Source organism: Aeromonas sp. R5-1 (assembly GCF_040908265.1).
GTDB classification, from domain to species: domain Bacteria; phylum Pseudomonadota; class Gammaproteobacteria; order Enterobacterales; family Aeromonadaceae; genus Aeromonas; species Aeromonas caviae.
In genome coordinates this window covers 1-13,659 of sequence record NZ_JBFODJ010000130.1, presented here as the reverse complement: position 1 = coordinate 13,659, position 13,659 = coordinate 1, and the positions used below count along the sequence as shown (strand labels likewise).

At 60.4% G+C, this 13,659-nt stretch carries 10 protein-coding genes and 1 pseudogene; 7 read left to right on the top strand and 4 right to left on the bottom strand.

The window, feature by feature from the left end:
• Nucleotides 1-165: 165 nt before the first annotated feature.
• Entirely contained in the window at nt 166-2,685 is a 2,520-nt protein-coding gene (locus AB5Y64_RS18845) for a class I adenylate cyclase (protein ID WP_039039808.1), read from the bottom strand.
• Nucleotides 2,686-3,007: 322 nt separating this feature from the next.
• Between AB5Y64_RS18845 and hemC the strand changes: the two genes are divergently transcribed.
• The 6 genes and pseudogenes from hemC to AB5Y64_RS18815 form a co-directional block, all read left to right on the top strand.
• Entirely contained in the window at nt 3,008-3,937 is a 930-nt protein-coding gene (gene hemC / locus AB5Y64_RS18840; protein ID WP_039039809.1) for a hydroxymethylbilane synthase, read from the top strand.
• Nucleotides 3,938-3,983: 46 nt separating this feature from the next.
• Nucleotides 3,984-4,718, top strand: coding sequence for a uroporphyrinogen-III synthase (locus tag AB5Y64_RS18835; protein ID WP_039039810.1), 735 nt, complete (start codon nt 3,984-3,986; stop codon nt 4,716-4,718).
• A complete protein-coding gene (locus AB5Y64_RS18830) occupies nt 4,715-5,791 on the top strand; it encodes a uroporphyrinogen-III C-methyltransferase (RefSeq protein ID WP_039039811.1) in 1,077 nt (358 codons plus the stop codon). The genes AB5Y64_RS18835 and AB5Y64_RS18830 overlap by 4 nt, the downstream gene beginning before the upstream one ends.
• 10 nt (nt 5,792-5,801) lie before the next feature.
• Nucleotides 5,802-6,965 (top strand): heme biosynthesis HemY N-terminal domain-containing protein, encoded by a 1,164-nt coding sequence (locus tag AB5Y64_RS18825; protein WP_039039812.1) that lies wholly within the window; start codon nt 5,802-5,804, stop codon nt 6,963-6,965.
• Between the two features lie 58 nt (nt 6,966-7,023).
• Complete coding sequence (locus AB5Y64_RS18820; protein ID WP_010672691.1) at nt 7,024-7,158, top strand: hypothetical protein; 135 nt, start codon at nt 7,024-7,026, stop codon at nt 7,156-7,158.
• A pseudogene (locus AB5Y64_RS18815) lies at nt 7,140-7,534 on the top strand (DDE-type integrase/transposase/recombinase); the annotation flags it as partial. The gene AB5Y64_RS18820 and the pseudogene AB5Y64_RS18815, both read left to right, overlap by 19 nt.
• Nucleotides 7,535-7,608: 74 nt before the next feature.
• Here AB5Y64_RS18815 and pmbA read toward each other — a convergent pair.
• Nucleotides 7,609-8,952, bottom strand: coding sequence for a metalloprotease PmbA (pmbA, locus tag AB5Y64_RS18810; RefSeq protein WP_039039813.1), 1,344 nt, complete (start codon nt 8,950-8,952; stop codon nt 7,609-7,611).
• 114 nt (nt 8,953-9,066) lie between these two features.
• Between pmbA and yjgA the strand changes: the two genes are divergently transcribed.
• Nucleotides 9,067-9,591 (top strand): ribosome biogenesis factor YjgA, encoded by a 525-nt coding sequence (yjgA, locus tag AB5Y64_RS18805; protein ID WP_010672689.1) that lies wholly within the window; start codon nt 9,067-9,069, stop codon nt 9,589-9,591.
• Between the two features lie 86 nt (nt 9,592-9,677).
• Here the strand turns inward: yjgA and AB5Y64_RS18800 are convergent, their stop codons facing one another.
• Nucleotides 9,678-12,761, bottom strand: a complete 3,084-nt coding sequence (locus tag AB5Y64_RS18800; protein ID WP_039039814.1) for a transglycosylase domain-containing protein — start codon at nt 12,759-12,761, stop codon at nt 9,678-9,680.
• A 213-nt stretch (nt 12,762-12,974) separates the two neighbouring features.
• A complete protein-coding gene (gene tmaR / locus AB5Y64_RS18795; RefSeq protein WP_010672687.1) occupies nt 12,975-13,292 on the bottom strand; it encodes a PTS system regulator TmaR in 318 nt (105 codons plus the stop codon).
• Between the last annotated feature and the right edge of the window lie 367 nt (nt 13,293-13,659).

Genomic DNA, 13,659 nt, shown 5'->3' with positions numbered 1-13,659 from the left:
ACGGCCTGCATCAGCAGGCCGTTTGCTTTCATCCCTGACGGCGATGCTCGACGGCATCCCCCCACTGGCTGCGCCCCCTCCACGCCTGATTCCCGCACCACGGATACGACAACGGCCTGCATCATGCAGGCCGTTTGCCATCTTGCCGGTGCTGTTATCAGCGCATCATCCTACTTCCCGCGCCGCGCCTGGGGTGTCCCGCTGCGGGCTCTGGCTGCGGTAGGGGATCACATCGAGTTTGTCACCCACCTGCACGATTTCGTAGTACTGGGGCAGGTTGAAGTTGCTGAACTGACCCGCATTGCTGAATCGCTCGTGACCCGAGGTGTAGAACCGGTTCACCCCCTGTACCAGTTCGTCCTTGTTGCCGGCGAAGTGCTGGTAGATCTCCACCCGATTCGCCTCGTCCAGGATATAGATGTTGGTGCCTGCATCCCGGGTATCGAAGAAGAACTGCACCAGCCCTTCGCTGGCGTAGGCGTCGACGATACCGGGCAGGTGCTGGCTGTGAGTCTTGTCGAGGCGCAGCGGCAGGTGATCCAGCTTGTTGTGGGAGATGTGGCGGTAGAAGTCGATGGCGTTTTCCAGCTTCTTGACCGACACCCCGCGCCGCTCGAAGAAGATGCCGTACTTCTCCTTGCCGAGCGCCAGCGTCTTGACCAGCTGCTGCTTGTCCCGGGCCAGGCGCAGCTCGATGCATTCAGCCACAAGCTGCTGGAAGCGGGTGCGCACCAGGGAGCGGAAGTGCTGGCTGTAGCAGAACACCTCGATCATCTCGGGGGCCGCGGCGTCCTGGTGCATCTTGCCGAGGATGGTGGTGAGGGCGTCCACCACGGCTTCCTCTCCCTCGAAGTGCAGGGTGCGGATCTCGCTCCAGGAGTTGCGATAGACGAGATCCACGGATCCCACCAGACACTCCTGGTTGCGACCGAACGAGAAGACATCGGCGGCGTTGGCATCGAACTCGATCACCTGCCCCACCCAGTGGCTGGACGGGTCCGTCTCCAGGTTCAGGAAGATGGAGAGCTGGCGGATCTCGCACGGCCGGCTCAGGGCCAGGTTGGTCGCGCGGGGATACTTGACCGGGAAGGTGCCGGAGAGATCGCGACAGAACTGATGCAGGTTGTCGATGTGCAGATCCGAGCCCTGGTTGAACAGGTGTACCCGGGACTGGGGCGTCAGCAGGCCGTTGAAATAGGCCCAGGCCACCAGCTTGCTGATGTAGCCGTTATATTCGAGCGGCGCCCGGCCGATGATGTCGGCGGGTTCGAGGGAATGCTTGTAGAGATACCAGCCGGCGCGATTCAGGCGGCCGTGGGGTACCTGTACCAAGCTGAGATCCGGCTCGCCGAGATCCGGCGCAATCTTGAGGTTGATGCGCTGCACCTTGCCCGGCAGGCTCTCGAATGCGGCATAGAGCTTGCGCGACAGGATGCCGATGTCTTCCGGATTGATGGACTCGCTGATGTTGTTGCGCCGGGCGAACTGGATGAGGTTGCGGTAGCTCTGCATCAGAGCCTCCAGCAACTCGGCGTAGGCCACCTTGACGTCCTCCACCTTCCACTCCTGGCGGTGATCAAGGTGGTAAAGGCGCTCCGGACTCCAGCCCCAGTAGGCCACCAGCTGGGCCATCTGCTCCCGGCGCCAGTCCGGGGAGTGATCCTCCTTGGGATGGCTCAGCCCGTCGCACACCTTCAGATAGAAGCAGCGACGCACCAGATCGAGGCGCTGCATGTCGCCGATGGACTTAAGGTAGTTGGTCACCTTGTCCAGCATCAGACAGTAGTTGTCGAGGCGGTAGTGCATCCCCTCGTTGTGCTGGAACCAGTCGCGACTGGTCACCGACAGCAGCCGGGTGTTGGGATACTCGTGGGAGTAGGCCTCCATCAGCACCGACTTGAGCACCGCCTTGTAGGGGGAGTCGATCCCCTTGTAGAGCTGCCACAGGGCGGAGCCGAAATACTCCTCGGCAGGAATGCGATCAAAGCCGCCGAGATCGAGCCAGTCATCCTGGCTCAACTTGCCGTGGGCAAACAGGCCGTTGACGTAGTCGTCGTAGTGATCGTCATATTCGGCCGGCACCAGATACCAGAGCAGCCGCTTGCCGGCGATGTGCATGGCACTGCGGTAGAACTCGTCAAGCAGCAGCAGGTGCTGGGCGCTGCCGCAGCTCTCCCCCTGCATCTGGGCATCGTTGCGCTGACGGAACTTGTCTTCGGGGATCAGGAAGAAGTTGAGATCGACCCCCCGCTGCTCGGCCCACATGGAGAGGTGCTGGCACTTCTGTTCCAGCAGGGCGAGGCGCTCGCTCGACAGACCGGCCACGTGGCAGACCCAGATGTCGAGATCCGAGTGGCAGCACTGACCGATGGAGGAGGTGCTCCCCATGGAGTAGAGGCCCTGGATGGACTTGTCGTGGGTACTGAGACCGCCCTGGCAGTTGGCGTTCTGGCAGAGATCCTGGATGAAGGCCTGCTGGGCATCGTTGGCGACAAAACTCCAGATACCATGAGGCACATCCCCTGCCACATAACCGGGCAACAGGGGGTGATTGAAGTGCAGCATGACAGGCAGCAAGTGGAAAACCTGCTGCCCGTAGCGACTCATGAGATCCAGCGCTCGTTGCGTCTTGAGACGATTGAGTTCGTCGTAGCGCGCCACCAGCGTGTCGAGTTTAACCAGCAATGCCCTACCTATGGGGAAGAGAAATGACGCACCAAAACGGGGAGACGTCAAAAAAGTGTGATCATGTTAACAATGCAAACAGCAGTGGTAAACAAGCCCGCACACAATCACCGGATTATTTCTGACCCCGTTCGTAACGGTATCAGAGGAAAGCAATAAAGTTGCTTACTTTCAATAACTTAAAATCAATTATTGGCTGAATGAAAATAATTTTCAGCCCCCGTTTTTGAGCTTGGCCCCGCTTTTGCGGGCTGCGCCATGAAAGCCCCTGCAAAGGGTGGTAAGATCGTTTTCCTCTCAAAAGATGAAACAACTGATTGATATGGCAGCCCGAACCCTGAGAATTGCCACTCGAAAGAGCCCACTGGCCCTGTGGCAGGCCAATTTTGTGAAAGATCGGCTGGAGGCACTCCATCCGGATCTGCAGGTCGAACTGGTGCCCATGAGCACCCAGGGTGACAAGATCCTCGACACCCCCCTCGCCAAGGTCGGCGGCAAGGGGTTGTTCGTCAAGGAACTGGAGACTGCCATGCTGGAAGGGCGTGCCGACATCGCTGTCCACTCCATGAAAGACGTACCTGTGGAGTTCCCCGACGGACTCGGCCTGCACACCATCTGTGAGCGCGAAGACCCACGTGATGCCTTTGTTTCCAACCATTTCAACCAGATAGACGAGCTGCCTCAAGGGGCCGTGGTCGGCACCTCCAGCCTGCGCCGTCAGTGCCAGCTGCGCGCTGCCCGCCCTGATCTCGTGATCCGCGACCTGCGGGGCAACGTCAACACCCGCCTCGCCAAGCTGGATGCCGGTGAATATGACGCCATCATCCTGGCCGCCGCCGGCCTGAAACGACTGGAGATGGCCCATCGCATCGCCGCCTTCATCGAGCCCGAACAGAGCCTGCCCGCCAACGGCCAGGGGGCGGTCGGCATCGAATGCCGCCTGGATGATGTTGAGCTGCACGCCCTGCTGGCGCCGCTCGAGCACGCCGAAACCCGCATCCGGGTGCTGACCGAGCGCGCCATGAACCGCGCCCTGCAAGGGGGCTGCCAGGTGCCTATCGGGGCCTACGCCCTGGTACAGGGAGAAGAGGTATGGCTGCGCGGCCTGGTGGGCAGCCCGGACGGTGCCCGCGTCATTCGCGACGAGATCCGCGGCCCCCTGGCAGAGGGCGAGGCACTGGGCCACACCCTGGCCCAGCGCCTGCTGGCCGCCGGTGCCGACGTTATCCTGGCCGAGGTCTACCGGGCATGAGTGCAGCACAGCCAGGTTCGCGGTCATCTGCCCGGAGCGCCGCCTGATGGTCCCCCTGGTGGTGCGCCCGGCCGCCCAGGCCAACCAGCTGGTGCAGATGCTGCACCAGCTGGGTCATGCACCGCTCTGCTGTCCGCTGCTGGAAACCCGGCCGGGATGCGACCTCCCTCACCTGGGTGACATGCTGCGGGAGGCGGACCTCGTTATCGCCGTCAGCATGCATGCCGTTCATTTTGCACATCATTTTCTGTTGCAAACTGGTCAGACCTGGCCACATATTGATTACTTTGCAGTCGGTCAGGCGAGTGCGGATGCCTTTGCCGAGGCGGGCATCCAGGCCCTGTGCCCGGCCGATCCCCGCAGCGAAGGGCTGCTGGCCCTGCCGGCACTGCAAGGGGTGAGTGGCCGCCGGGTGCTGATCCTGCGCGGCAACGACGGGCGGGATCTCATCGCCCGGACGCTGGCCTCACGGGGCGCACTGGTGCACTATTGTGCCACCTACGAGCGCCACTACCCCGATCTTGACGGGGACGCATTGACCCGCCACTGGCAGGCAGCCGGGCTCGACAGCCTGCTCATCACCAGTGGCGAATTGTTGCAGCGGTTGCTGGCCCTGGTGCCCGGCCCGCAGCACCCCTGGCTTTATGACCGCCTGCTGGTGGTGCCCAGTCCCCGGGTGGCCGAGATGGCAGAAGGGGCTGGTTTTACCCGTATCGTGATTGCCCAAGGTGCATCCAACCAGGCTCTGGTGGCCGCCCTGGAACTGAGGAAGATGGAATGACTGAACAGCAAGAAGTCCAGCCGAGTGCCGCGGCCACCGTGGCCGACAACAACAAGCCCGCGCCCGGAACGACAGGGAGCAAGAAGGGCAGCTCTGGCACCGTGCTTGGCGGCATCGCCATCCTGCTGGCCCTGGGGCTGGCCGGTGGTCTCTATGTGCACGGACACCAGAACGCCGTTGCCCAGCAGGCCGAACTGGTAGCCCTCAAGCAGCAACTGGCCGACGCCATGACCAGGATTGATCAGGGTAGCAGCAAGGATGCCGAACAGATCGGTGCCCTCGGCAAGAGCCAGCAGCAGTTGCAGGAGGCGCTGGACGCCTTGCAGACCAAGGTGCTGGATCTGGACGACAAGCGCCCGAATGACTGGATGCTGGCCGAATCCGAATACCTGGTGCGCATGGCGGGCCGCAAGCTGTGGCTCGAACACGACATCGTCTCCGCCATCACATTGCTCGGCAACGCCGACGAGCGCATCAAGGCGCTCAACGACCCCAGCCTGATGCCCATTCGCAAGGCGCTGGCGGAAGACATCGCCAAGCTCAAGGGGATGCCGCGGGTCGATCGCGAAGGGTTGACCCTGAAGCTGGCCGCCCTCTCGGACCAGATCGAGCTGCTGCCCCTCTCCACTGTCAGCATGCCGGAAGCCAAGAGCGAGCCCGACCAGACCGTCAGCACCAACCCGGACGAGTGGCAGAGCAACCTGAAGAAGAACTGGGTCAAGTTCACCGAAAACTTCATCACCATTCGTCGCCGGGATGGCGCCGTGGAAGCCCTGCTCTCCCCGCAGCAGGAGATCTTCCTGCGGGAGAACCTCAAGACCAAGCTGCTGCAGGCCCAGCTCGCCGTCTATCGTGAACAGCAGTCCCTCTATGTCGACAGCCTGGAGAAGGCCCAGCGCTGGCTGACCCAGTATTTCGATGCCGACAACAGCGCCACCCAGTACATGCAGTCCGAGCTCGACAAGCTCAAAGGCGAGCAGATCCAGTTTGACTACCCGGATCAGTTCAAGACCCAGACCATGCTGGAACAGGTGCTGACCGAACGCCTGCAACGCATCCTGGCCGGCAACTGAGGAGGAGACCATGATTCGTCTGATCGTCATAGTCGCCGTGATGGTGGCGGGCCTCATCTTCGGGCCCGAAGCCTCCGGCAACAAGGGCTATGTGCTCATCTCGCTGGGCAACTACACGGTGGAATCCTCGGTCACCAGCGCGGTGATCCTGGCGGTGCTGTTCTACGGCGCCCTGCTCATCGTGGAATGGGTGCTGGCCCGCCTGTTCGGCCTGCGCCGCAAGACCCAGGGCTGGTTCGGTTCCCGCCGCCGCCGCAAGGCCAACCTGCAAACCGTCAATGCCACCCTGGCCATGGCCGAGGGGCACTACAACCAGGCCGAGAAGCTCCTCATCAAGGGCGCAGACAACAGCGACACCCCGCTGCTCAACTACCTGAGCGCCGCCCGGGTGGCCCAGGCCCGGGGCGATGACGTGCGCCGGGATCACTACCTGCAGAAAGCTCAGGAAGAGAACCCCAAGGCAGAGCTGGCACTGACCCTGATCCAGACCCAGTTGCAGATTGAGCAGGGCCAGTACGACAGCGCCCTCGGTCGCCTCGAGTCCATCTATGCCCTCAACCCGCGCCACCCCATGGTGCTGGATCAGCTGCGTCAGGTGTATCTGGCCCGTGAAGACTGGGCGGCCCTCATCGATCTCGCCCCTGCCCTGCGCAAGGTGGGCAAGCTGACCGCTCAGCAGGAAGAGACCCTGCTGCACCAGGCGTGGTGCGGTCGTCTGGAGGCCGCCAGCGACTCCCTCGACACCCTGCGCACGGTCTGGCAGGGTCTGCCCCGCAAACAGCGCCAGGATCCCGTGCTGCTGGCCAGTTACGGGGATCGCCTGCGCCGATTGGGGGCCGATGCCGAAGCCGCCGATCTCTGGCTGGAGGCCCTGCGCAAGGATCCCTCCCCCGAGCTGTTCGCCCGCCTGCCCAAGCTCAAACTGGACGACTACCAGCCCATGCTGACCCTGCTCAGAAAGATCCAGGATCAGCCTGGCGCCGAAGCCGCGCTGGCCCGGGTCTGCCTGCTGGCCGGTCAACTGGACGAAGCCCAGCGGCTGCTGGAGCAGGAAGTGGCGAAGGCGCCTGATGCCGCCCTCTACCACGCCCTCGGCCAGGTGATGGACAAGCGCCGCCTGACCAATAAGGCCAACGAGTACTACCGCCAGGCATTGCAGCTGGCCGACGTCTGATCGGCGCATCTGCCTGAATATGGTTTGCATCTTCTCCTCCGAATAGATGGAGATCTCGATGGGACAGGGCGTAAACGAACACAACACAATTACTCTGATTTTTAAACTGGCCCTGGTCGAGCAGATTGAAGAAGGCAAGCTCACCTATAAACAGACGCAGACGCGTTATGACACTCAGGGCCGCTCTACCTGAGCTAGGTGACGGACACCTGCTCACGCAAAATAGTGGCAACTAAGAGATGAATGCCGAGTCGATGGTGATCGAGAAAACACTGAAGCAACAACGTGACCACGGAGAGCTTATTCATCATTCGGACCACCAGGTGCAGTATTGTTCGGGGTTGTATCAGTCATTGCATGAACAACACGGGGTCAAATGCTTGATGACAGATACTCATAACTGTCACCAAAATGCACTGAGATCTTGAAAAGAGAGTCACTGCTGCAAAGCCTGCAGAGGCTGGCGCAGGCGGGGAAAAGTGCGAAAGGCAGTGGATACTTATAACCTGGAGCAACCGCATCAGGCATTGAAATACAGAACCCCTGATGTGACGCATCGGGGGTTCTGAGTGCTAAAAGCTAGCTGAAAATGTGTAGACCTATCTCAGGACTAGACACCATATTCCAGATCGGACGGAGGGGATCAGTGCCCCGCCAGTTTCATCTGCTCGACCAGTACGGAGCCGGTCTTGAGGCTGGAACGCTCATCCTCATCACTGCCCACCGCCACGATATGGCTGAACATGTCGGCTAGATTGCCTGCAATGGTGATCTCCTCCACAGGATAGAGGATCTCGCCATTTTCAACCCAGAAACCGGCTGCGCCGCGGGAGTAATCACCATTGACGATGTTGACCCCCTGCCCCATCAGCTCGGTCACCAGCAGCCCGGTGCCCATCTCTTTGAGCATGCCCTGGAAGTCCTGGCCGGTATTGGAGACCTGCCAGTTATGGATGCCCCCGGCGTGGCCCGTGGTGGTCAGGCCCAGTTTGCGGGCGGAGTAGGAGGTGAGCAGCCAGCTCATCAGCTCGCCGCTGCGGACGATGTCCATGTCGCGGGTGCGAACCCCTTCCCCGTCGAACGGGGTGCTGGCAAGTCCTCCCGGCAAGTGGGGGAACTCCTGGATGGTGAGCCACTCGGGCAGGATCTGCTTGCCCAGTTTATCCAGCAGGAAGCTCGACTTGCGATAAAGGTTGCCCCCGCTGATGGCCATCACCAGATGGCCCCACAGGCCGGCAGCGGTATCGGGGTGGAACAGCACAGGGGCATGGCGGGTGCTGATCTTGCGAGCCCCCAGGCGGGAAACAGTGCGCTCCACCGCCTCGTCAGCGATGCGCTGGGGGCTCCACAGCCCGTCCAGGGAGCGGCTGGAGGAGTAGCCGTAGTCGCGCTGCATGTCGCCATCCTGCTCGCCGATCAGTACGCAGCTCAGGGAGTTGCGCGATGCAGCATAGCCTTTGACGAAGCCGTGGCTGTTGCCATAAACCTTGACGCCCAGGTGGCTGGAGAAACTGGCTCCGTCAGAGTGCTTGATGCGGGCATCCCGTCCCAGGGCCAGCCGCTCGCACTCGATGGCCAGCGCGATGCCACGCTGGGGATCCAGCTCGATTTGGTGGCACAGTTGCAGGTCCGGGGCATCCCAGGCCAGCAGATCCGCATCCGCAAGACCGGCGCAGTCATCGGGAGAGGTGTGGCGGGCGATCTCCATGGCCGCTTCCACGGCGGCGCGAATGGCCGGCTTGGTCAGATCCGTGGTGGAGGAGGACCCCTTGCAACCATCGCGATAGACGGCGATGCCGAGTGCGCCATCCTTGTTGAATTCGATGCTTTCCAGCTCGCAGCCCCGGGTGTTCACCGAGAGGCCGGTCTGTTTGCTGATGGAGACTTCGGCAAGCCCGGCGCCCAGCCCTTTCGCTATCTCAAGGGCCTCGGCGACCACGGCCTCGAGATGGGATTGATCCTGGCGGATTTGATCTTGCTGGTCCATAACTCACATCTGTATGAAGGGAAGGAAAGGGGCTAAGCATATCAGACCCCTGCGCCCAGCGGGAGAAGCTGGTAACATATCCGCCAAACGTGAATGACAGGAATACAGAGACCGATGAGTCAATATCAAGACGACAACGAGTGGGAAGACTGGGGCCCCAGCAAGAGCCAGCTCAAGCGTGATGCCGAAGCCTTGCAGAAGATGGGGGAAGAGATCGTCTCCCTGAGTCACAGCGAGCTGGAGAAGATCCCCCTGGATGAAGAGCTCGCCGAAGCGGTCGAGCTGGGTCGCAAGCTCAAGCCGAAGAAGGATGAGTCCTTCCGTCGCCATCTCCAGTTCATCGGCCGTCTGATGCGTAGCCGCGATGTCGCCCCCATCGAAGAGGCCCTCTCCATCATCAAGATGCGTCACTCCACCGTGAACGCCCGCCTGCATCGCCTCGAACAGTGGCGCGAGCGGCTGATCACCGAAGGCGACAGCGCCCTCAACGAGCTGATGTCCCAGTTCCACGAGCTGGATCGCCAGAAGCTGCGTCAGCTGATCCGCACCGCCAACAAGGAGCGGGAGCTGAACAAGCCGCCGGTAGCCTATCGCGAGATGTACCAGTACCTGCGCGGTGAAATTGAAGATCTGTTGTAAGTGATGACTCACGTCCGCCTCAGGGCGGCGTGCAGTACACAATCAAACGGGGCCGAAATGGCCCCGTTTTTTCATACGCTATCCGCTCAGCTGCCCGCCATGCACTGGGTATGAGTAGCAGGTTGCAGATAGGGGACCAGCAGGGGGGCCATCCCCTTGAGCACCTGTACAGGCAGCGCCGACGTGAAGCGGAACTTGTCGGACTGGCTGCCAGGTACATAGGCCGTCAGCGTGCCGAAGTGATCATCCCCGATGTAGAAGACGAAAGTCGCAGTCCGGTTGCGAGCCAGTGAACTGGTCACATTGCCGTAGCGACCGACCGTCTCGATCCGGTTGTCCCCGGTCCCCGTCTTGCCCCCCAGGGCCAGGACAGTACCATCCTGCAAGGCGAAGGCCCCGGCGATGCGCCGCGCCGTCCCCCCTTCCACCACCTTGGAGAGTGCATTGCGCAAGGCGTTGGCCACCTCGGCAGGCATCACCCGTTCCCCCTGGGTGTTCGCCGGCTCAAAGACGGTGGCGAAGGGGGTCCCCTTGGCAAAGGAGAGGTGCTCGATGCGCAGGGTCGGCGCACGAATGCCGCCGTTCTGGATGATCCCCATCAGCTCGGCCAACGCAGCAGGACGATCGCCCGAGCTGCCCAGTGCGGTCGCCAGGGACGGAACCAGGTGATCGAACGGGTAGCCCAGGCGAGCCCAGCGCTGATGGATGTCGAGGAAGGCCTCAACCTCCAGCATGGTGCGGATCCGGCTATCCCGGGCACTGCGATGACGGGTCTTGAACAGCCAGCTGTAGACCTCCTGACGCTCGTCACGGCTGGCGGTTACCGCATCGGTAAAGGTGGCCTTGTCAAACTCCTTGAGATAAGCAAGCAACCACAGCTCAAGTGGATGCACCCGTGCGATATAACCTTGATCCGGCAGAGAATATTTGCCAGGGCCGTAATTGGTATAGAGCTGCTCTATGCGCTTCTCGGTCAATTTCTCCCGCGGCAGGCGCTTGGCCAGGAAAGCGGCAAAGTCGGCCTGGGAGGCTTCCGGCATCAGATAGCGATGCACGGCGGCGAGACGCACCGCGCTGGGTTTGAGACCATCGAGGAAGGTATCGAGCTGCTCTTCTGCACTCTTGCCACGATATTTGCGCCAGAACCTCAGCAGATAGGTCTGGCCCTCTTTGTCAGCAAACTTGGCCAGGTACTCGGTACGGCGAGGATCCCTGTCATCTTTCAACAACTGGGCACGATTTCCCTCCTTGTAGAGGCTGTAGCGGACGATGTCCCGCATCAAGCGCACGAAGGGCAGGTTGATGGATTCCCGCAGCGCATCGCGAATGGGCGGGATGCGACCGTTGTCTTCCTTGCGGAAGTTGTTGAAGGTGTGCATGCCACCGCCGGTAAAGAAGCCTTCATAGGGACTTGCGGAATACTTGCGGTCCAGTGCGGCCTCCAGCATCACCGGCAGGCTTCTGTCCTTGGCACTCATCAGATAGGCGATGGCCCAGCGGCTGATGTTGTCCTGATCGGACACTTCGATCTTTCGCAGGCTCTCCACCGGCATATTGCCGTAGCTGTCATGCAACTCGGTGACAATCTCGAGATAGGTGGTCAGCACCCGCAACTTGGCGGTGGATCCCAGTTCAAGCTTGCTGCCCTCATTGATGTCGAACGGCTGGTCCGTGTTGTCGGTCTGCACCCTGACCTTGACCCCTTCCGGCGTCTTCTCGAACAGGGTAAAGCTGTACTTCACATCACCCGTCTTCTCCGGCGAGAGCAGGCGCTCACCAAACAGGCCCACCTGGGCTGCGAATGCAGGGTCTGCCAGTTGCTGCAGATACCGTGACACCTCGTTCTGCAGCGGCATGTTGAGGGTGGTGTTGGCCGTCAGATCCATGCGATCCAGATCATAAAGCTGCACCCCGAGCTGACGACTGAGACGAGTGCGAGCCACCTGCAGTCCCTTGTTGTTGTTGACCCTGGTGATGGCAGGTGCCTGCAGGAAATCGCGGAAGACCAGCTTGGCCTTGAGAGCCGACTCCATCAGGGGGGGCGTGATCATTCCCTCCTGCACGAAGAGTCGCAGATAGCTGTCTGTCAGGGTCGACAGTGCTTCTCTGCCCTGCGCCAGGTAATAGGAAGGACGGCGGTGGGCGATCATCAGGGAGACAACCTGGCGCAAGGCAAGGCCCTGCTCGGCCAGGGTGGAATCCTGGTTGCGAGCGGGATCCAGCAGTCGATTCACCTCATCGACATTGGCGCCAAACCAGACCCAGAGGCCATCACCGAGACCGTGGACCTCGCCATAACCGGGCGCCGCAGAGAGCGGGACAGAGTTGAGGTAGGCCCAGGCAACCAGCTTGCGGGCCTCCAGGGTCTCGGGCCCCAGCCGATAGGCACGAACGCTGGCCGAGACCATCTGGCGGATCTTCTCGGTCGGCGAAACGGTCAGTCCATCGGGAGAATGACGATACTTCTCCACCTGGGTCGCCAGGGTGCTACCGCCAGCAGATTGATCCTGCATATCCAGCGCCTTGCCCACCTGAGACAGCGCCGCCTTGGCAAAGCGCGGCCAGTCTACGGCCGGGTTGGCCAGCGGTTCCTTGTTGCTCAGGAGGTCACGGTTCTCGATAAACAGCAGAGACTGGATGACCAGGGGCGGTATGGCATTGAAATCCGGATAGTAATGAGTCGGATACTTGTACTGGTAGAAAGGTTCTGCACGGCAGTCATAGAGTGTCAATCCTGCCTGGACCTTCTCGGTATAAGGCACGAAGAAACCGTGGCTGGCGTAGTTGTAGAGCGCATCGGAAAAACGGACCTGTTCGCTCACCTGGTAGCCACGCTGAACGAGACGTTCCTGGATCATGGGCATCAGCACATAACCGAGTCGCTTGTCGAACGGGCCGTCGTCGGGGAAGGCAATTTGCTTGCTGGGGCCGGGTTCGATCTGATAGGTCAGGGTGGCCGCATAGCGGGAGATCTCCTGTGACTGCAGTCGGGAGGTCTTCATTTCATAACCCACCAGGGCGATCGCGGCAGCCAGGCAAAGCAAAAAGATAAAACAGAACAACCAGCGCCACCAGGGTCGGCGTTTACGCTGTTGTTGCCCGTCCGTATTAGGTACGGATGAATCCTGAGATGCCACTTTATTTGAATCCGTCTGTTTTGATGCGCCCATATCAGCCCCACCATGGTTGCGCAATTTATTGTCTTTCAATCAAGCTTAGTCGTTTCAAGTCAAGGGCTTGAAATCTATTGACCGCTTTGCAGCGATGTTAACAGGGCGATTGTGAAAATGGGAGCCGATTGTTGCAATGCGGCAAGAGATCCGAGCTGCGGCATGAAAATGAAACACCGGCCAGAGGCCGGTGTTGACGAGAGCGGGGCGGTATTATTTGCTGGTGCTCATACTCTTCAGCTTGGTACTCAGCTCCTTGCGCTCCTTGGAAAGCTCGGCATTTTTGATGATATGGTCATCTACGCGCTCTTCATAATCGGTCCGCATGTTGGCGATGATGGCCTGAACCTCGTCAATGCTCATGCCGGGCTTGATATAGTCACTCAGGTTGTCGAGCAACAGTACCCGCTTCTGGTTGTCACGGATCTTTTTCTCGTTGTCCGCGATTTCACGCTTGAGCTTGTTCTGACGACGGGACATACGCACATATTCCAGCACATCGTTGAAGGTTGACTTGTTTACTTGTTCCATATCGGTACCACTGAGTGAAGGTGAATAAAAACAGGCTGAGAGTCCCATACCAGAAAAAGAAACCGAAACCATGGCACGGGCAAACCCGGAATGCCCCTTACTCTACCGAGTTATGATTCAGATACAACCCCAATCGCAGCGCGGGCGGCGGGTTTAGACAGAACAGCTCCGACTGGGTTATTACGCTAAAAATGATGAAAACGGAGAGAGCCAACATGTGGGTTCGGCAACAAGTGAACGTGAACGACGAACAGCACCATAGTGCCCGTTTGCCCTCCAGTGAGGGCTGAATTTCAGGCAATAAAAAACCCCGCTCGAGTGAGCGGGGTTTCTTGTATTGGGTGCCTGGCAGTGTCCTACTCTCGCA

Coding starts and splice junctions, on each gene's coding strand:
- hemC (WP_039039809.1), top strand. CDS start 3,008: ATGGCAGCCCGAACCCTGAGAATTGCCACTCGAAAGAGCCCACTGGCC.
- AB5Y64_RS18835 (WP_039039810.1), top strand. CDS start 3,984: ATGGTCCCCCTGGTGGTGCGCCCGGCCGCCCAGGCCAACCAGCTGGTG.
- AB5Y64_RS18830 (WP_039039811.1), top strand. CDS start 4,715: ATGACTGAACAGCAAGAAGTCCAGCCGAGTGCCGCGGCCACCGTGGCC.
- AB5Y64_RS18825 (WP_039039812.1), top strand. CDS start 5,802: ATGATTCGTCTGATCGTCATAGTCGCCGTGATGGTGGCGGGCCTCATC.
- AB5Y64_RS18820 (WP_010672691.1), top strand. CDS start 7,024: ATGGGACAGGGCGTAAACGAACACAACACAATTACTCTGATTTTTAAA.
- pmbA (WP_039039813.1), bottom strand. CDS start 8,952: ATGGACCAGCAAGATCAAATCCGCCAGGATCAATCCCATCTCGAGGCC.
- yjgA (WP_010672689.1), top strand. CDS start 9,067: ATGAGTCAATATCAAGACGACAACGAGTGGGAAGACTGGGGCCCCAGC.
- AB5Y64_RS18800 (WP_039039814.1), bottom strand. CDS start 12,761: ATGGGCGCATCAAAACAGACGGATTCAAATAAAGTGGCATCTCAGGAT.
- tmaR (WP_010672687.1), bottom strand. CDS start 13,292: ATGGAACAAGTAAACAAGTCAACCTTCAACGATGTGCTGGAATATGTG.